Here is a 17,264-nt window from a genome sequence, read left to right on the forward strand (position 1 = left end):
AAAAACCCCCCACATTCCCCGCGCGCGCGCTAAAACTTTTCTCCCAACAAATCCCCCCAAAAATAAATCACCCCCCGGGGGGGGGGGCCCCCCCCCCCCCCCGGCCCCGGTGCCATGATGGCGCACGTGAAGCGCAGGGCGAACGCGGACGTACGGGCGAAGGTCGACGCCATCCTCGCGGGCCTCGTGGAGTCGGGGGCCGAGAGCGGCCTCCAGGTCGCGGCCTACCTGGACGGCGAGCCGATCGTGGACGCGTCCGCCGGCTGGGCCGACCGGAGCGCGGGCCGCCGCCTCGGCCCCGACGTGCCGATCCACGGCTTCTCGACCGGCAAGGGCTTCACCGCCACCCTCGTCCACGTGCTCGCCGAGCGCGGGCTGATCGAGTACGACACCCCGATCGCGCACTACTGGCCCGAGTTCGGGGCGCAGGGCAAGGAGCGGGCCACCGTACGGCACGCCCTGACGCACACCCTCGGCATCCCGCAGCTGCCCCCCGCCCTCACCCCGGCCGAGCTGTGCGACTGGGACACCATGTGCGCCTTCGTCGCCGGGGCGCGGCCCTTGTGGGAGCCGGGCTCCGCGAGCGGCTACCACGGCTGGACCTTCGGCTGGATCCTCGGCGAGACCGTGCGCCGGATCACCGGCCTGACCCCGGCCGAGGCTCTGCGCACGTACGTGAGCGAACCGCTCGGGGTGGGCGGCGAGCTCTACTTCGGGCTTCCCGCGAGCGAACTCGACCGCGTGGCACCTCTCGTGGAGGGGAACTGGGCCGCCTGGCTGGAAACCCTCCCGGCCGACGCGCCCTTCCGCCGGTTCGTCGTCCCGAACCGCGCCGTGTGGACGACGGCCGATCTCGCCAACCGCCGCGACTACCTCCTCGCCGACCTGCCCGCCTGCGGCACCACCACCGCGCGCGCCGCGGCCCGGATGTACGCGGCGCTGCTCGGCGAGGTGGACGGGGTGCGGCTGCTGTCCCCGGAGCGCGTGGCGCTCGTCGCGGAGGCCGCCGTCGACGGCAAGGACCGGATGCTGCTGGGCCGGTACGCCAAGGGGCTCGGGTACTTCCTCGGCATGCCCGAGATGGCCGGGGAACCGACCTCCTTCGGCCACCACGGCAGCGGCGGCAGCATCGCCTTCGCCGACCGCGCACGCGGCCTGTCCTTCTGCCTCACCCGCACCCGCCTGGTCGCGGGCCCGCAGGCCGCCGCGGCCGGGCTCCTGGCGGACGAGATCCGCTCCGCCGTCTCCTAGCGCAGGCCCTTTACGGCGTTGTCATGTGCGGGTAACTTCCTGCCGCAGACCGCAAGAACTTGCAGCAACATTCCGGCTGGCATTTCACTCCAACCATCCCCGTCCGCTTGGCCCTTGAGGCGTGTCAGGGACCAGGCGGGAAGCCTGGAGACACGAATGAAGCGCACCCCCCACCGGCCGCTGAGACGGGCCCTCGCGGCCGCCACCGCCGCGACCGGCCTGCTCGGCCTCCTCGCGGCGCTCCCCGGCGCCGGAGCCGCCGCGGCGAACGCCCAGGTGAACGCCGCGGCCGCCGAGACCTCGGCCACGGTCTTCTACTACACGAAGACGAAGAACTGGTCCGCCTACAACCTCCACTTCGCACCGGACGGCGGCTCCTGGACCTCCGTCCCCGGTGTGGCCATGGAGGCCGCCTGCACCGACTGGGTCAAGAAGACCGTCCCGTTGGGTACCGCGGCCGGACTCCAGGCCACGTTCAACAACGGCAACGGCGTCTGGGACAACAACGGGGGCCGCAACTACGCCCTCGGCACCGGGGTCATCACCGTCAAGGACGGGGTCGTCGCCCACAGCGACCCGTGCGCGGGCGGTGGCGGCGGCACCGGCACGAACACCGCATCCGTCTACTACTCGACCGCGACCGTCGGCTGGACCACGACGAACCTGCACTACAAGCCCGAGGGCGGCGCCTGGACGGCCGTCCCGGGCGTGGGCATGGAACCCGCCTGCACGGGCTGGGTGAAAAAGACCGTCGACCTCGGCGCCGCCACGAAGATGCAGGCCGCCTTCAACAACGGCAACGGCGTCTGGGACAACAACAACGGCGCCGACTACACCGTCCCCACCGGCCGCAGCACCCTCAAGGACCGCGTGCTCGTCCCGAACGCCGCCGACCCCTGCGCCGCCGAAGTCCCGGACGTCCAGGCCCCGACGGCCCCGACCCAGGTCACCGCGAAGGCCGACGGCGTGGCCGTCATCCTGACCTGGGGACCCTCCACCGACGACAAGGCCGTCACCAAGTACCAGGTCACCCGCACCGGAGGCACCAGGGGAACCGTCGTCACCGACGTGACCTCGACCGTGCTGACCGAGTCGAACCTGGAGGAGAACACCGCCTACGCCTACACCGTCAAGGCGGTGGACGCCGCCGGCAACACCTCCGCCGCCTCGGCCCCGGCCACCGCGACCACCGGGGCCAAGCCGCCGGCCGCGCCCGCCGGCACCCCGCTGGGCACCGACCCCCGCAAGGACCCGATCTACTTCGTGCTCACCGCCCGCTTCAACGACGGCGACGCGAGCAACAACCGGGGCGGCAGCCAGCACGTCAAATCCGGCAACGCCGTCAACAACGACCCCATGTTCCGAGGCGACTTCAAGGGCCTGATCGAGAAGCTCGACTACATCAAGAGCCTCGGCATGTCCGCCGTCTGGATCACCCCGGTCGTGCTGAACCGCTCCGATTACGACTACCACGGATACCACGGCTACGACTTCTACAAGGTCGACCCCCGCCTGGAATCCGCCGGCGCCTCCTACCAGGACCTGATCAACGCCGCCCACGCCAAGGGCATGAAGATCTACCAGGATGTCGTCTACAACCACTCCTCGCGCTGGGGCGCCAAGGGCCTCTTCACCCCGACCGTCTTCGGCGTCCGGGACGCGTCCTGGTCCTGGTACTACGACGAGAAGAACGAGGGCTTCGAGTACGACGGCCTGACCGTCGACCCGAAGAGCGGCAAGTCGTACTACAACGGCGACCACTGGTCCACGCAGGCACCCGCGGGCAACACCTGCGTCGACTGGGGCAAGGCCACCCCGTACACCTCGCCCGAGGGCTACCGCATCTACAACTGCCAGTGGCCGAGCCCCACGTCCGGCATGTTCCCGAAGCAGTACTTCCACACCTGCTGGATCGGCAACTGGGAGGGCGAGGACTCCCGCTCCTGCTGGCTCCACGAGGACCTCGCGGACCTCAACACCGAGTCCGCCGCCGTCCAGAACCACCTCATCGGCGCCTACAACAAGTACATCGACATGGGCGTCGACGGCTTCCGCGTCGACACGGCCGTGCACGTGCCCCGCACCACCTGGAACCGCCGCTTCCTGCCCGCCATCCAGGAACGCGTGACCCAGCGGTTCGGCGCGGAGGCGGCGAAGAACTTCCTGGTCTTCGGCGAGGTCGGCGCCTTCGTCAACGACAAGTGGAACCGCGGCTCCGTCAACCACTCCGCCCAGTTCTTCACGTGGAAGGAGCGCAAGGAGTACAGCGCGGACGACGCGACGGCCGCCCTGGAGATGTACGCGTACGAGAACGGCGCGGGCCCGGCCGGCCAGCCGGTCTCGACGAACGCCTTCCTCGACGGCAACGACTACCACGCTCCCGACCACAGCGCGTTCTCCGGCATGAACATCATCGACATGCGGATGCACATGAACTTCGGCGACGCGGCCAACGCCTTCACCAACGGCAAGGACTCCGACGACTCCACCAACGACGCCAGTTACAACGTCGTCTACGTCGACAGCCACGACTTCGGCCCCAACAAGAGCTCCGAGCGCTACGCGGGCGGCACCGACGCCTGGGCCGAGAACATGTCCCTGATGTGGACCTTCCGCGGCATCCCCACCCTCTACTACGGATCCGAGATCGAGTTCCAGAAGGGCAAGAAGATCGACTGCGGTCCGAGCTGCCCGCTGGCGGGCACCGGCCGCGCCTACTACGGGGACCACCTCGCCGGCGACGTACGGGCCTCCGAGTTCGGCCGGGCCGACTCCGCCACCGGCGAGGTCGCGAACACCCTCGCCATGCCGCTCGTCCGGCACCTCCAGCGCCTGAACGCGATCCGCCGGGCCGTGCCCGCCCTGCAGTCGGGCCAGTACTCCACCCAGGGCATCTCGGGCCAGATGGCCTTCAAGCGCCGCTACACCAGTGCCGGCACGGACAGCTTCGCGCTGGTCACCGTCACCGGCGGGGCCACCTACACGGGCATCCCCAACGGCACCTACCGGGACGCCGTCACCGGGGACACCCGCGTCGTCACCGACGGGAACCTCACCGTGGCCGCCCCGGGCAAGGGCAACCTGCGCGTCTACGTCCTGAACGGACCCGGCCGGATCGGCGACGCCGGGCCCTACCTGAAGTAGGACCCCACCCGGACCGGGAAACCGGGCCCCGTCCGGATGGGGCATGATCGGGGGATGTCCGAACGCATCATTGCCGCCTGTGACGGAGCGGCGAAAGGTAATCCCGGCCCCGCCGGATGGGGCTGGGTCATCGCCGACCCCCAGGGCCGCCCCGAGCGCTGGGAGGCGGGCCCGCTGGGCCGGGCCACCAACAACATCGGGGAGCTGACCGCCCTCCAGCGCGTGCTGGAGGCGGTCGCTCCCGGGACGTCGATGCAGGTACGGATGGACTCGCAGTACGCGATGAAGGCCGTCACGCAGTGGCTCCCGGGCTGGAAGCGCAACGGCTGGAAGACCTCCTCGGGCCAGCCCGTCGCGAACCGCGAACTCGTCGAGCGCATCGACGAGCTGCTGGCCGACCGCGACGTGACGTTCCTCTACGTCCCCGCCCACCGCGAGGACGGCGACCACCTGAACGCCATCGCAGACCAGGCCGCCAGTGACGCGGCGGTGACCCAGCAGGCCGCCGGCACCGCCCACGGGCACGCGGACATGCCGGTCCCCGCGCCGGTCGCACCCGCGCGCCGCAAGTCCGCCGCGCCGAAGAAGCGTACGTCCGACGGCACGTCCACGGGCCGCGCGTCCCGGGCCATCAAGGCGAAGTTCCCGGGCAGCTGCCCGTGCGGGAAGCCCTACGCGGCCGGAGACATGATCGCCAAGAACGGCAGCCGCTGGGGCCACGAGGCCTGCGCCACGGCCGCGTCCTGAGGTGCTCTGCCCAGGGGCGCCGCTACGGCCGGCGCACGCGCAGGTGCGCCACCTCGAAGGACATCCGTGACACGTCCGCGTCGGGCGCCGGGTGGTAACGCCCGGCGCACACGGACAGGTTGACGATCAGGTACGCCCGCCAGTCGCGCCCCACGCCCCGCCGGTCGGCGAAGACCCGGGAGCCGTCGACCCACCACACCACCGAGCGCGCACCGAACTCGACCTCCAGGTCCACCCAGCCGCCGGGCCGGACGGCGGGGTCCCGGTGGTAGCGCTGCCCCCCTCTGACGTGGTTGGAGAGTTCGAGCAGGTCGGGGTTGTCGGGGTGGTATTCGAAGACGTCGACCTCGTTGCCGCCGTCCCGCCAGGTCCAGACCGCCGGCCAGGCCCCGGTCTCGACGGGCAGCCGTACCCGGGTCTCCAGCACGTCCCCACTGAGGACCATGAAGCCCTCCTCGCTGTCCTCCGTCGTCAGCAGGCCGGCGTCCCAGTCGCCGTCCGTCCGGCGGGTGGCCAGGAAGGTGCCGGTGCGGCTGTAGGAGGGGTCCTCCACCAGGTGGTCGAGCTTGTTGTCCCCGGGGTTGGTGGGCCCCCCGTCCGGATAGGCCCAGGAGCGGCCGGCGACCCACTGGGCGGTCGAGGTGAAATCGGCGGTGAACACCACGGCGCCGCGACCCCGGCGGGGGCGGCCCCCGAGTCGTCGGACGAGACGGGCGAGGAGCTGAGCGGCCATGGCGTTCCCTTCCATGCTGCGGACGCCTTCGTCATGCCCGGCCCGCGTGGGAGCGCATACCGGCGCACGGGTGCTCGCTTGCAGCAGATGGTACGAAATCGTATAGTCCGAAATTATGCATTCCGAATTCGTGCCATCCGGCTGGTCGGCCCTCCTCGCCCTGCAGAGGGCCACGCACGCCACCTTGCAGGTGCTCGCCGCGGAACTCGTCGACCTGGACCTGACCGCGTCCGAGATCAACGCGCTGGCCAACCTGGCGGACGGCCGCGGCCGGACCGTGTCCGAACTCGGTGCGGCCGTCGGTACCCGTCCCACGACGCTGACCAGCGTCCTCGACCGCCTGGAACGGCGCGGCCACATCACCCGCGGCACCCGCCCGGGCGACCGCCGCGCGGTCCTGATCGAGCTCACCGACTCCGGGCGGGCGGCCGCCGCCACCATCCGGGAGACCATCGCGGCCCTGGAACAGCGCGCACTGGCCGCCCTGCCGCCCGAGGCGCTCGCCGGTCTGCGGGCCGCCCTGCAGGCCCTGACGGAGGTGTCCGCATGACCGCCGGAACCGCCGCGTTCGACGCGCTGCTGGCCGAGGTCACCGCCGCCGCCGGACGCTTCGGCCACCGCGAACACGTCCACCTCACCTGGCTCGCGGTACGGCGGTTCGGCATGCCCGATGCGCTGCGCCTGATCGACGAAGGCATCCGGAGCACCGCCGCCAAGGCGGGAGCGCCGGAGAAGTACCACGTCACGCTCACCCGGGCCTGGGCGGAACTGGTGGCCCACCACGCGGCCGGGAGCGGCGAGGGCGACTTCACCGCCTTCACCGACCGCCACCCCGAGCTCCTCGACAAGCACCTGCCGGCGCGCTTCTACCGCCCCGGGACACTGGCCGCACCCCGCGCCAGGACCGACTGGGTCGAGCCCGATCTTGCCCCGTTCCCCTGGCAGCAGCCGGGTCTCAGCTGACCTCCGCCGCATGCGTGCGGGCGATGAGCAGGGCCACGTCGTCGTGGGTGTCGGGGCGGCGCAGGGCCGCGAGGAGGAGGTCGCAGGTCTCCTCGATCGGGCGTTGCGGGCCCGCGAGGAGATCCGTCAGGGTCTGGATGCGGGCGTAGATGTCCTGGTCGCGGGTCTCGACGAGCCCGTCGGTGTACAGGACGAGCCCGTCCCCGGGCCCCAGCCCGATCGTGGTGGTGCTGAACGGGATGCCTCCCACGCCCAGCGGAACCGCCGTCGCGATCTCCACGAGCTGCGGCTGGCGCCCCGAGAGCAGGTGGATCGGCGGCAGGTGCCCGGCGGTGGAGATGTGGCAGAGCCGGGTGTGCGGGTCGTAGACGGCGTAGATGCAGGTTGCTATCGCGTCACCCAGGTCGGCAGTGGCCTCGTCGAGGTGGCTGAGCACCGTCGCCGGCTCCAGCCCGAGCCGCGCCAGGGTGCGGGCGGCCGTGCGCAACTGGCCCATGGTGGCCGCCGCGTTGATGCCGCTGCCCATCACGTCCCCGACGACCAGTGCCGTACGGTCGCCGTCGAGCGGGACGACGTCGAACCAGTCCCCGCCGGTCTCGTCCGCCGCGCCGGCCGGCTGGTAGCGGTAGGCGATGTCCAGCCCGGCGGCCGTGGGCGGGGGCTGCGGCAGGAGGTGGCGCTGGAGGGCGAGCGCGGTGTGGCGCTGGTGCTGGAACCAGCGGGCGTTGTCCACCGACACCGCGGCGCGGGCGGCGAGTTCGGAGGCGAGCAGCACGTCGTCCGGGCCGAACGGCTCCGGATTGCGGGCCCGCTTGAGGTCCAGCGCGCCCAGCACCTGGCCGCGCGCGATCAGCGGCACCGCCAGGTACGAGTGGACCCCGGCCTCGGCGAGGAGCCGCACCGCGTCCGCGTCGCGGGCGATGCGCGGCAGGTCCTCGGGCCGTACGCGCGGCACCAGTACCGGACGGCCCGTGCTCGCGCAGCGCGACACCAGCCGGGTGGGCCCGTACAGCGCCACGTCCCCGACCGGGTCCGCCGCGTCCTCGGCCGGGGTGCGGTAGGCCGATTTCACCGCCAGCGCCCGGAACCGTACGGCCTCGCCGTCCGCTCCCTCCCCGGGCCGGGGGCCCGCGAGGACGGTGTCGAGCACGTCGACGGCGGCGATGTCGGCCACCTCGGGGACCGCCACGTCCGCGAGCTCCCGGGCGGTCACGTCCAGGTCGAGGGTGGTGCCGATGCGGACGGACGCGTCCGCGATCAAGGACAGCCGGCGGCGGGCATGGGCGGCCGACACGGCGGCCAGGTGCTGCTCCGTGACGTCCACGACCGAGACGGCCACCCCGATCACCCGGGAGGCCTGGTCCTCCAGCCGGTACACCGAGGACAGCCAGGCGTGGTCACTCTCCGCCTCCGGGGAGATCCGCCCGGTGGTGAAGTCGTCGAGCAGCGGCACGCCCGACTCCATGACCTCGCGCATCCGCGCCTCGATGCCCGCCCCGTCCAGGAACGGCAGGACCTCGGTGATCCGCCGCCCCAGGTGCCGGGCGGCCGGCACCCCGTTGATCCGCTCCAGCGCCGGGTTCACCAGCACGTACCGCAGGTCCGTGTCCAGGACGGCCAGCCCGATCGGGGACTGGTCGACCAGGCGCAGGGAGAGGGCCAGGTCCCGCTCGACCCGGAGCAGCGTGGCCCGGTCGGAGGCGAGTCCCAGCGCGAAGGCGGCGCCGCTGTCCGCCTCCAGCCGCATGTTGCGGAACTCCACCAGCACGGTCGTCCCGTCCCGGCGCCGGACGGGGAAGGCCCCGGCCCACGCGCCGTGGCCCGCCATGACCTGGCCGAACAGACCCAGCACCACGTCCCGGTGCCGTTCCTCGACCAGCAGCTGCGCGGCGTACTGGCCCCATGCCTCCTTCGCGGAGTAACCGAACAACTGCTCGGCCTGGGGGCTCCACAGCGTGATCCGCCCCTCACCGTCCAGGACGATCGCCGCCACTCCCAGTACGTCGAGGAGGCCGCCCGCCTCGAGCGCCACGTCCCCCGCCCCGGAGCCAGGGGCCGACGGAAGGGACTGGTCAGCGGCCATCACCGGCCTCCTCACCCGAGCGCGCCGGGCAGCCCGGACGGGCCCGGGCCTCCTTCCATGCTGCGACCCCGCGCAAGGCCCCGCGACCTAGGGACGTCCGGCGGATCACGGCCCGGGCCCGGGCTCCCGACGCCCGGCGTCAACGCGGCGCCCGGCGTCGTCCCCTTCGTACAGGACCGCACCCCGCCGCCGGCCATGGCGTTCACCGTCCGGGACGGCAGGATCACCGCGCTGGACATCCGCGCCGATCCGGAGCGCCTCGCGCGCATCGATCCGGGCGTCCTCGACGGCCGGCGGCCCGGGCCCGCGCCCGCCCGCCCCGCGCCGCCGGAGCGGGCCCGGCCGCCGGACGGGAACGCGGACAGTAGGGTCCGTCCCGTTCCGTGCCGTTCCGCTCGGCGCCGGTCACCCACCCATCAGGGGAAAGACATGACGATGCGCAACCCGAAGCTCAAGGCGGTGCTCGTCACCGCGGCCGCAGGTCTCGGCATCCTCGCCACGGCGGCGTGCGGAAAGGACGCCGGGGACTCCGGGCCCCCCGCCCCCAGCCTCGGCACGCCGCCCGCCGCCTCGCCCTCGGCCTCTTCCCACTCCCGGTCCGCGGCCCCCGCCACCACGGCGGCGGCCGCGCCCACCGGCGACAGGCCGCAGGTCAAGCTCACCGACGACCCGGACGCGGCCGGCGACGAGCTGGTCCGGCTCCGGAAGGCCGGCTGGTTCAACCCGAACAAGATCGAGTACGCGGACGACGCGGTCATCGCCCTCCAGCAGTTCAAGCGCTGGCTCGACGCGGGCTACATCGCGCGCGACGGCGGCTGGACCCCCGAGGGACTGGCCGCGGTGGAACGCGCGAACAAGTCCGGCACACCGCTGTAGCGAGCGGGCCGACGGCCGGGCTAGAGGCTGCCGCCGCCCTCGGCCGCGCTGGTGTACGAGGCCGTGTCCCGTACCTCGCCGAACCGGGGGAAGATCCGGCTCACCGCGAACTCGTGCTCGTCCGCGGCCATGGCGGACATGGCGTCCTCGACGAACTCGAGCTCGTAGCCGTGGTCGCTCGCCGCGCGCGCGGTGGACTCCACGCCCATCGTCGTCACCAGCCCGGCCAGCACGAGCCGGTCGACGCCGAGATCCCGGAGCTTCTCGTCCAGGCCCGTTCCGTGGAAGGCGCCGACCGTCCGCTTGACGATCTCGATGTCGCCGGGGCGGGCGAGACCCTCCACCAGGCCGCTGCCGGGCGGCTGTTCAGACACGTTCGGCCGCTCCACCCGCACCAGCACCACGGGCCGTCCCGCGGCGCGGAACGCCGCGGCCAGCCGCGCACAGCGGGCCGCGACCTCCTCGCCGGAATGGGGAGCCACCGGTTGGGCGATGATGCGGGGCATGAGGTCCACGAGGACCAGTGCGGTGTCGGCCGAGGTTTGCGTCACGCGGTGATCGTACTCAGCGCCACCGCACGGCCGGAACGATTATTCGGCCTCGAACCGCGAGGTGTCGCCCGCCCCTCGGCGTACGATCTCGGCCTCGCCGCTGGAGAAGTCGATGACCGTGGTCGGCCTGGTGCCGCAGTCGCCCGAGTCGACCACCGCGTCCACCACGTGGTCGAGCCGCTCCTTGATCTCCCAGCCCTGCGTCATCGGCTCGTCCTCCTCGGGCAGCAGCAGCGTGCTGGACAGCAGCGGCTCCCCGAGCTCCGCGAGCAGGGCCTGGGTGACGCCGTGGTCGGGGATGCGGACTCCGACGGTCTTCTTCTTCGGGTGCAGCAGCTGGCGCGGCACCTCCGAGGTGGCCGGGAGGATGAAGGTGTAGGGACCGGGCGTCGCCGCCTTGATCGCGCGGAACACGTCGTTGTCGATCTGCACGAACTGGCCCAGCTGAGCGAAGTTCTGACACACCAGGGTGAAGTGGTGCTTGTCGTCGAGGCTGCGGATCGAACGGATCCTGGACACGCCCTCGCGATTGCCGAGCCGGCATCCCAGAGCGAAACAGGAGTCCGTCGGGTACGCGATGAGCGCGCCGGAGCGGATGCTGTCTACCACGTTGCTGATGGTGCGCTGCTGAGGGTTCTCAGGGTGCACGTCGAAGTACTTCGCCATCCGCCGAGACTACGTGATCCGCCTCCCCCGCCCGACACCTCGTGTCGTACCGTGCGCGGGCGCGGCGACAGGTCGATAGTGGGGCCCGTGAGCGACTCCTCGCAGGGCCCGGGACAGGACGGCGCCGGACCGGGAACGGACTGGTCGGGACGTGACGGGGCGCGCGCCTTCGCCGCCGTGGAGGCGGCCACGGACTGGCTCCTCGGATACCCGTTCGTCTTCCGGGAGCTCTCCCGCCGGATCGGCCCCGGAATGGTCCTCGTGGACTACGGGTGCGGACCGGGCAAGGTCGCCGACGAGGCGGCCCGCCGGCTGGGCGCACGCGTCCTGGGCGTCGACACCTCCCCCCAGATGCTGGAGCTGGCCCGCGCGTCGACGACCGCGGTGGCGGAGTACCACCTCGTCGAGAACGGGCGGGCGACCGGCCTGACCGACGGCTGCGCGGACGCGGTGATGTGCAACCACGTCATCGCCTCGCTGCCGACCCAGGAAGCGCTGCTCGCCGTGTTCACGGAGATCCGCCGACTCCTGCGCCCCGGTGCCCCGTTGGTGCTGCTCACCACCGACCCCGGGTGCGCCGGCACCGAGTACGCCTCCCTGCGGATCGGCGAACCGGGCCGGGTGTACGCGCCGGGCGAGCCGTTGGCCGTGGGCCTGCGGCGAACGGACGGCTCCTGGCAGGAGGTGCGCAACCACGCGTGGCCGGTCGACCTCTACCCGGCGCTGCTGGGGAGCGCCCGCTTCCGGGACGTCGTCCAGCTGCGCCCGACGGTGGAGGAGGCCCTCACGGTCGCCGACCCGGAGTTCGTGCGCGGCCGCGCTTGGCCGGCGGAGCGGTCCAGGCCGCCGCTGGTGGTCACCGCGGCGACGGCGGCCTGACCTCAACCGGCCTTGGGCGTCGCCGGCTTGTGGCCGGGGTACACGTGGTCGGGGGTCACGATGCTCGTGATCGCCTCGCCGAAGAGCGTGCTCGGCTCCTGCCCGTCGGTCGTGATGTCGGTGTTGAGCAGTACAACCATCGTGGCCTGCTCTTCCGGCAGGTAGACGGGCAGCACCTCGTACCCGGGCAGTGAGCCGTTGTGCCCGATCCAGCCCTGGACGTTGAAGATGCCCAGCCCGTACCCGTCGCCGGGGATGTCCATCGGGAAGGTCTTCAGACGCTCGGCCTGGGTCTCGGGCGTCAGCAGGGTGCCGGTGGCCAGCGTGCGCGCCCAGCTGCGCAGGTCCAGCAGATCGGAGATCATCGCTCCCGCGGCCCAGGCCCAGGAGGGGTTCCAGTCGGTCGAGTTCACGACCTTGCCGGACGCCGACTGGTCGGTGTAGCCCTGCGGGTGCGGATCGGGGAAGTGGGCGTCGACGGGGAACACCGTGCGGCGCAGCCCGGCCGGCTCCAGCACCTCCTGCCGGATGAACTCGTTGAGCGGCTTCTTCCCGATCTTCTCCACCACGAGCCCGAGCAGGATCAGGTTGGTGTTGGAGTAGTCGAATTGGGCTCCTGGCTCGAACTGCACGGGATGCTTGAAGGAGAAGTCGAGCAACTCCCGTGGCGGGAAGTACTTGTCGGGGCTGGTGGTCAACGCCTTGTCGAAGTCCGGGTCCTCGCTGTAGTTGAACAGGCCGCTGCGCATGCCGGCCAGGAACCGCAGCGTGATGCGGTCGCCGTTCGGAACGCCCTCGATGTACTTGCCGATGGGGTCGTCCAGGGCGAGCTTGCCCTGGTCGACCAGTTCGAGCAGTGCGGTGACCGTGAACGTCTTGGTCTCGCTGCCGATACGGAAGTTGAAGTCGGTCTCCATGGGAGCGCCGGTGGCCTTGTCCGCCACGCCGAAGGTCCTGACGTAGCTTCCCTTGCCGGGCGCCCACAGTCCCACGACCACGCCCGGCACCTGTGTCTCCCGCAGCACCTTCTGGATGGCGGCGTCGAGTCGGGCCGCGACGGCGGGGGTGAGCTCCGGGAATTCGGAGTCGCCGTCAGCCGTGGGGGTGGGGGTGGGGGCGGGTGCGACGGAGGCGGACGGGCTCGGCGTGGGCGCTCCGTACGAGGTGCCCGCGGCGGCCGGGATGACGAGCAGGCCCGCGGCGGTAGCCGCCACACAGGCCCGGCGAAGTCGCTTGTGCGTCGACCTCACGGCGTGCCTCCTGTCGTACGGGAGTACCAGGGCAAGGCAGTGGCACAAGCCTAGACCTGGCCCAACCGGCCCGCGACCGCGGACGGAGCGGAGCCGCTCGTACAGATGGCGCCGCCGCCGGGCTGAGTCAGCTCCTGGTCTCGTAGGCACCGACGTTCTTGGAGACCGCCTCCAGCAACGGCCCCATCCGGTCGACCAGCCTCTGGTACTCGCCGACCCGGCCGTCCGACCACTGTCCGAGCCCCACCACCATGGCCCGGCCCTGGCCCGTGAACGCCTGCACCATCCCGCTGTCGGGCGGCAGGGTCCGCAGCCCGGAACCGGGCGGCGGGGCCTGCGCGCCCACCTGGTAGTCGTCGAAGGCCATCGAGAGCCGGGTCACCAGCGTGAGGGTGTCCCGGGGGTCCTTCATCGTGAAGACGGCCAGGTTGAACTGGTTGTTCTGGGCGTCCTTGTAGAGCGCGACCTGCTCGCCGACGCAGCCCTTGCTCCCCTCGATGAGCTCCGCCAGGGCCGGTCCGACCGAGTCGGGCTCGGTGCACGACTTCAGTACGACCGAGCCGACCCGGCTGAAGGTCGCGCCGGAGCCGTCCTTCACCTGGGCCGGAAAGGCCTCGGCCAGCGGGACCATCGGCCGGCCGGGGGCGCCGGCCGCGGGCGTGGCCTTCGACGGGAGGGGGGAGGGGGAAGCGGGAGCCGGAGCCGGAGCGGCAGCCGAAGCGGCCGTCGCGGCCGCCGCGGGAGTGCCGGAGCCGGCCGCGCCTTCCGCGGACAAGCCCGTGAGCTTCCACGTGACGCCGGCCAGCGCGGCTGCCGTGACCACGAGCACGGCGGTCAGCAGCCACACCCGCTTGCGACGTGCGGGGACGGCGGGTCCGTACGGTATTTCATCGTTCATCGACACGGTGTGACCCTAGTGATCAGCGCCGTTCATCTGAACGTCCCCAGGTCACAGCCTCATCACTATGCGGATGGACGGCCCGGTCGGGGTGCTGAAACCATGCCGCCATGGAGAACACACGACAGACCGTCAGCTCAGGATCACCCCTCGAACCGCAGATCGGCTTCTCTCGCGCGGTCCGCACGGGCAACCACATCGCGGTCGCCGGGACGGCTCCCATCGCCGACGACGGCTCGACCGCCGCGCCTGGCAACGTCTACGCCCAGACGGTGCGGTGCCTGGACATCGCCGAGCGGGCGCTGCGCGAGGCGGGGGCTTCGCTCGAGGACGTGGTGCGCACGCGCATCATGCTGACCGACGTGACGCGGTGGAAGGAGTCCGCGCGGGCCCACGGCGAGCGGTTCGCTTCCGTCCGGCCCGTCACCACGTTCGTGGAGGTGTCCCGCTTCATCGATCCCGCGTGGCTCGTCGAGGTGGAGATCGACGCCGTGGTCCGTGCGGGTTGAGTTCGGGGTCTCGTTCGGCGGCACGGCCGAGTTGGTGATCATCGTTCTGACGTCTTGTCCGTTTTGATGCCGTCTCCGGGCTCAGGCGGTTCAGGGAGGGTTGTGTGGTCATGCGGCGGGCGCGACGGACACGGATGGCGGTGGCGGGTGCAGGTGCGGGTGTCCTGCTGATGGTCGGTGCGGCGGCCCCCGGCCGGGGGCACGGCGCGGACGAAGCACGGCGGTTGCCCGGCGTTCCGGTGGTCGGTCTGCTGGTGGGCCGGGTGGTGGACGAGGGCGGCGCGGTCGTCCGGCCGGGCGGGGAACGGTGCGCGGCCGAGGTGTTCCGGCTGGGCATGTGCCAGGGCTGGCGCGAGGAACGGGTGCTGGCCACCGCGGGCGGGCAGGGAGCCGTGCTCCCCCCGCCGCTCCTCGGCGGCGTGCCCCGCCGGGTCGCGCGGGGCACGGACGCCGGCGGGCCGCTGGAGATCGCCGTGGCCGGGCCGGGACAGGGCTCCTTGACCGACGTCTCCGTCACGGACGGGCACGGCCGCCACGTGGCGGGCGCGCTCGGCGCCGGGGGCGGGCGCTGGGTGAACGCGGAGTCCCTGCGCGCGGGGGAGTCGTACACGGTGCGGATCGGCGCGCAGGACGCCGCGGGCAACGCCGTGGGCGCGACCCTGGAGTTCCGTACGGCGCCGGGGCCCGCCCCGGACGAGGGCCGGCTGACGGCGGACTTCGGACCGCGCCCGGGCACCTACGGCGCGGGGGAGATCGTGACGGCCGAGCTGAGCCACCCGGTGCCGGCCGACGACGGACTGGCCCGGACCCGGGTGGAACAGGCGCTGGAGGTGACCTCCCGCCCCCACGTGGAGGGCGCCTGGCACTGGGTCGATTCATCGACCCTGCACTACCGCCCGCGCACGTACTGGCCCGCCCACACGACGGTGAGCGTCCGCAGCGGGCTCGACGGGGTCGAGATCGGCGGGGGCCTCTACGGCGGGCCCTCCGAGGGCGTCGAGTTCACCGTCGCGGACCGGATCGAGGCGGTCACCGACTCTGCCGCGCACACGATGACGGTACGCCGCAACGGACGGGTCATCAGGACCATCCCGGTCACCACCGGCAAGGCCGGATTCAGGACCCGCGCCGGCGTCAAGGTCGTGCTCCGCAAAGAACCCAAGGTGCGGATGCGCGGGGACTCCGTCGGCATCAAACGCGGCACGAGCGAGTTCTACGACCTCCCGGTCCTCTACGCGACCCGCGTGACGTGGAGCGGAGAGTACGTGCACGCCGCGCCCTGGTCCGTGGACGCGCAGGGCGAGGAGAACGTCAGCCACGGCTGTACGGGCATGAGCACCGAGGACGCGGCCTGGTTCTTCGAGACGGTCCGCGAAGGGGACATCGTCGAGGTGGTCAACAGCGGCGGCCCGCGCATGGAGCCCTTCGGCAACGGCATCGGCGACTGGAACATGGACTGGCCGGCCTGGCGGGCGGGCAGCGCCCTGACCACCGGCTACGGCGCCCCCGCGCCCGGGGTCCCGCAGGCGCCGCCGAGGCTGTCGCCGACCACCTGAGGCTCGGCCGAAACCGGGGGAGGGGCGGCGGGCGTCCCCCTCCGGGGGTGGTGTTCATGTCAGAGCTGGAACCACGCGAGTGGGGGCTGGACGCGGCCCTGCCGGGCGCCGCGGCGGCGGCCGTCCTCGCCTGGACGTACTGGTGCTTCACGGCTCCGTCGGCGCCGTCGACCACCGTTGCGGTGACGGGTGTGGCGGTGCTGCTCCTGGCCGCCTGCGCGGTGTACTTCGTGCGCGTGGGCGGCAGCGGCGGCTTCTTCGGCACGCTGTTCCTGGGCTTGGGGCTGCTGGCGACGGTGGCGACGGCGGACCAGACGGCGGCGCGCGGAGAGGTCGCCGCCTGTGTCGTACGGGAGGTCCGGGCGACGGACCAGCATTCCGTCGGCGAGGGTCCCGCGGAGAAGACCCTGTACCGGCTCGGGCTGGACTGCCCCGGCGGCTACCCGACCGAGGTCAAGGACGGCCCCGAGGCCGCGGTGGGTGCGGAGATCCGGGTCACCTACGACCCCGACCGCCGAGTGGACCCGTCGGTGGAGGGCGGCACCTCACCGTGGACGACCGGGCTAAGCGCCCTGCTCCTCCTCGCCGCCGCTACCGGCCTCGCAGGGCGAAGGAGGCCCGCTCCTGGAACTTCGCCCCGTCGTACACCATGAGTTCGACCGACGAGACACGGGCCGTGAACGGAAGCCGTCCGGCGAAGTCGGCCTCGACCTTCTCCAGGACCTCGTCCGCCTGGTTCTGGGCGACGGTCAGATGAGGTACGACCTCGGCGAACCGGCCGCCGTACGGCGGAGCTTCCGGCCAACGGGCGACGATCGCCGCCGTGAGCCGTTTCACGGGCGTGTCGGGTTCGGGTACGAGGTACAGCGCTTCCGGGAGCCGTCCGGATCTTTCGAACCGCAGGTCGAAGGCCTCGTGGGAACCCAGTACCCCGGCGAGGGCGGAGTGGACGGGTGCGCCCAGTCGGCTCTCGTCGAGGAACGGGAAGATCACGGTGACATGTGCGGGCACCCCGGCCCACGCCGAGGGGTCGAGCCGTTCGCGCCACGCGCGGACGGCCGGCTCGGCCTCCGGGACCTTCACGACGAGTCCCGTTTGGCCCGCCTGGAACGTGGTACTGCGCTCGTCCGCCATGACCTCGCATGGTGCCACGGCTGA

17 protein-coding genes are annotated in these 17,264 nt (G+C 72.1%); 10 read left to right on the forward strand and 7 right to left on the reverse strand.

Features of this window, described 5'->3' with window-relative positions:
• Positions 1 to 126 precede the first annotated feature (126 nt).
• The 3 genes from AB0O21_RS31475 (at position 127) to AB0O21_RS31485 (ending at position 5,142) form a co-directional block, all read left to right on the forward strand.
• Positions 127 to 1,251 carry a serine hydrolase domain-containing protein gene (locus AB0O21_RS31475; protein ID WP_365176422.1) on the forward strand — a complete coding sequence of 375 codons (1,125 nt, stop codon included), beginning with the start codon at positions 127 to 129 and terminating at the stop codon, positions 1,249 to 1,251.
• A 156-nt stretch (positions 1,252 to 1,407) separates the two neighbouring features.
• The gene (locus AB0O21_RS31480) at positions 1,408 to 4,395 is read left to right on the forward strand and encodes a carbohydrate binding domain-containing protein (protein WP_365176424.1); all 2,988 of its coding nucleotides are present in this window, start codon (positions 1,408 to 1,410) and stop codon (positions 4,393 to 4,395) included.
• Positions 4,396 to 4,449: 54 nt separating this feature from the next.
• Positions 4,450 to 5,142, forward strand: a complete 693-nt coding sequence (locus AB0O21_RS31485) for a ribonuclease H (protein ID WP_365176426.1) — start codon at positions 4,450 to 4,452, stop codon at positions 5,140 to 5,142.
• Between the two features lie 22 nt (positions 5,143 to 5,164).
• Here AB0O21_RS31485 and AB0O21_RS31490 read toward each other — a convergent pair whose 3' ends face one another.
• On the reverse strand, positions 5,165 to 5,890 hold the full coding sequence (locus AB0O21_RS31490) for a beta-glucanase (protein ID WP_365176428.1): 726 nt from the start codon (positions 5,888 to 5,890) through the stop codon (positions 5,165 to 5,167).
• A 100-nt stretch (positions 5,891 to 5,990) separates the two neighbouring features.
• Here AB0O21_RS31490 and AB0O21_RS31495 point away from each other — a divergent pair, with 100 nt between their 5' ends.
• Positions 5,991 to 6,425: a MarR family transcriptional regulator gene (locus AB0O21_RS31495; protein ID WP_365176430.1), complete on the forward strand. Its 435-nt coding sequence runs from the start codon at positions 5,991 to 5,993 to the stop codon at positions 6,423 to 6,425.
• The gene (locus AB0O21_RS31500) at positions 6,422 to 6,838 is read left to right on the forward strand and encodes a hypothetical protein (protein ID WP_365176432.1); all 417 of its coding nucleotides are present in this window, start codon (positions 6,422 to 6,424) and stop codon (positions 6,836 to 6,838) included. The genes AB0O21_RS31495 and AB0O21_RS31500 overlap by 4 nt, the downstream gene beginning before the upstream one ends.
• Here AB0O21_RS31500 and AB0O21_RS31505 read toward each other — a convergent pair.
• The gene (locus AB0O21_RS31505; RefSeq protein ID WP_365176434.1) at positions 6,831 to 8,921 is read right to left on the reverse strand and encodes a SpoIIE family protein phosphatase; all 2,091 of its coding nucleotides are present in this window, start codon (positions 8,919 to 8,921) and stop codon (positions 6,831 to 6,833) included. The two genes, AB0O21_RS31500 and AB0O21_RS31505, sit on opposite strands and share 8 nt — an antisense overlap.
• Before the next feature lie 429 nt (positions 8,922 to 9,350).
• On the opposite strand from AB0O21_RS31505, the gene AB0O21_RS31510 reads away from it, so the two are divergent.
• Positions 9,351 to 9,797 carry a hypothetical protein gene (locus AB0O21_RS31510; protein WP_365176436.1) on the forward strand — a complete coding sequence of 149 codons (447 nt, stop codon included), beginning with the start codon at positions 9,351 to 9,353 and terminating at the stop codon, positions 9,795 to 9,797.
• Positions 9,798 to 9,817: 20 nt separating this feature from the next.
• Here AB0O21_RS31510 and AB0O21_RS31515 read toward each other — a convergent pair whose 3' ends face one another.
• Positions 9,818 to 10,348, reverse strand: coding sequence for an isochorismatase family protein (locus AB0O21_RS31515; RefSeq protein WP_365176438.1), 531 nt, complete (start codon positions 10,346 to 10,348; stop codon positions 9,818 to 9,820).
• A gap of 39 nt (positions 10,349 to 10,387) precedes the next feature.
• Complete coding sequence (locus AB0O21_RS31520) at positions 10,388 to 11,014, reverse strand: L-threonylcarbamoyladenylate synthase (RefSeq protein ID WP_365176440.1); 627 nt, start codon at positions 11,012 to 11,014, stop codon at positions 10,388 to 10,390.
• Between the two features lie 87 nt (positions 11,015 to 11,101).
• Here AB0O21_RS31520 and AB0O21_RS31525 point away from each other — a divergent pair, with 87 nt between their 5' ends.
• Positions 11,102 to 11,893, forward strand: a complete 792-nt coding sequence (locus AB0O21_RS31525) for a class I SAM-dependent methyltransferase (protein ID WP_365176442.1) — start codon at positions 11,102 to 11,104, stop codon at positions 11,891 to 11,893.
• A gap of 2 nt (positions 11,894 to 11,895) precedes the next feature.
• Here AB0O21_RS31525 and AB0O21_RS31530 read toward each other — a convergent pair whose 3' ends face one another.
• Together AB0O21_RS31530 and AB0O21_RS31535 are read right to left on the reverse strand one after the other, a co-directional pair.
• On the reverse strand, positions 11,896 to 13,143 hold the full coding sequence (locus AB0O21_RS31530; RefSeq protein ID WP_365176444.1) for a serine hydrolase domain-containing protein: 1,248 nt from the start codon (positions 13,141 to 13,143) through the stop codon (positions 11,896 to 11,898).
• Positions 13,144 to 13,270: 127 nt separating this feature from the next.
• Entirely contained in the window at positions 13,271 to 14,041 is a 771-nt protein-coding gene (locus AB0O21_RS31535; RefSeq protein WP_365176445.1) for a hypothetical protein, read from the reverse strand.
• Between the two features lie 110 nt (positions 14,042 to 14,151).
• Here AB0O21_RS31535 and AB0O21_RS31540 point away from each other — a divergent pair, with 110 nt between their 5' ends.
• From AB0O21_RS31540 to AB0O21_RS31550, 3 genes are all read left to right on the forward strand, one after another.
• Positions 14,152 to 14,550 (forward strand): RidA family protein, encoded by a 399-nt coding sequence (locus tag AB0O21_RS31540; RefSeq protein ID WP_365176447.1) that lies wholly within the window; start codon positions 14,152 to 14,154, stop codon positions 14,548 to 14,550.
• Positions 14,551 to 14,690: 140 nt separating this feature from the next.
• A complete protein-coding gene (locus tag AB0O21_RS31545) occupies positions 14,691 to 16,106 on the forward strand; it encodes an Ig-like domain-containing protein (protein ID WP_365176449.1) in 1,416 nt (471 codons plus the stop codon).
• Positions 16,107 to 16,162: 56 nt separating this feature from the next.
• Positions 16,163 to 16,759, forward strand: a complete 597-nt coding sequence (locus AB0O21_RS31550; protein ID WP_365176451.1) for a hypothetical protein — start codon at positions 16,163 to 16,165, stop codon at positions 16,757 to 16,759.
• Here AB0O21_RS31550 and AB0O21_RS31555 read toward each other — a convergent pair.
• Entirely contained in the window at positions 16,698 to 17,240 is a 543-nt protein-coding gene (locus tag AB0O21_RS31555; RefSeq protein ID WP_365176453.1) for a 2'-5' RNA ligase family protein, read from the reverse strand. The two genes, AB0O21_RS31550 and AB0O21_RS31555, sit on opposite strands and share 62 nt — an antisense overlap.
• Between the last annotated feature and the right edge of the window lie 24 nt (positions 17,241 to 17,264).

Origin of the sequence: Streptomyces sp. NPDC091371, from assembly GCF_040684275.1 — a bacterium.
Taxonomy (GTDB): domain Bacteria; phylum Actinomycetota; class Actinomycetes; order Streptomycetales; family Streptomycetaceae; genus Streptomyces.

Excerpts from the sequence above, each read along its gene's own strand:
- AB0O21_RS31480 (WP_365176424.1), top strand. The coding sequence starts at position 1,408 with ATGAAGCGCACCCCCCACCGGCCGCTGAGACGGGCCCTCGCGGCCGCC.
- AB0O21_RS31485 (WP_365176426.1), top strand. The coding sequence starts at position 4,450 with ATGTCCGAACGCATCATTGCCGCCTGTGACGGAGCGGCGAAAGGTAAT.
- AB0O21_RS31490 (WP_365176428.1), bottom strand. The coding sequence starts at position 5,890 with ATGGAAGGGAACGCCATGGCCGCTCAGCTCCTCGCCCGTCTCGTCCGA.
- AB0O21_RS31495 (WP_365176430.1), top strand. The coding sequence starts at position 5,991 with ATGCATTCCGAATTCGTGCCATCCGGCTGGTCGGCCCTCCTCGCCCTG.
- AB0O21_RS31500 (WP_365176432.1), top strand. The coding sequence starts at position 6,422 with ATGACCGCCGGAACCGCCGCGTTCGACGCGCTGCTGGCCGAGGTCACC.
- AB0O21_RS31505 (WP_365176434.1), bottom strand. The coding sequence starts at position 8,921 with ATGGCCGCTGACCAGTCCCTTCCGTCGGCCCCTGGCTCCGGGGCGGGG.
- AB0O21_RS31510 (WP_365176436.1), top strand. The coding sequence starts at position 9,351 with ATGACGATGCGCAACCCGAAGCTCAAGGCGGTGCTCGTCACCGCGGCC.
- AB0O21_RS31520 (WP_365176440.1), bottom strand. The coding sequence starts at position 11,014 with ATGGCGAAGTACTTCGACGTGCACCCTGAGAACCCTCAGCAGCGCACC.
- AB0O21_RS31535 (WP_365176445.1), bottom strand. The coding sequence starts at position 14,041 with ATGAACGATGAAATACCGTACGGACCCGCCGTCCCCGCACGTCGCAAG.
- AB0O21_RS31540 (WP_365176447.1), top strand. The coding sequence starts at position 14,152 with ATGGAGAACACACGACAGACCGTCAGCTCAGGATCACCCCTCGAACCG.
- AB0O21_RS31550 (WP_365176451.1), top strand. The coding sequence starts at position 16,163 with ATGTCAGAGCTGGAACCACGCGAGTGGGGGCTGGACGCGGCCCTGCCG.
- AB0O21_RS31555 (WP_365176453.1), bottom strand. The coding sequence starts at position 17,240 with ATGGCGGACGAGCGCAGTACCACGTTCCAGGCGGGCCAAACGGGACTC.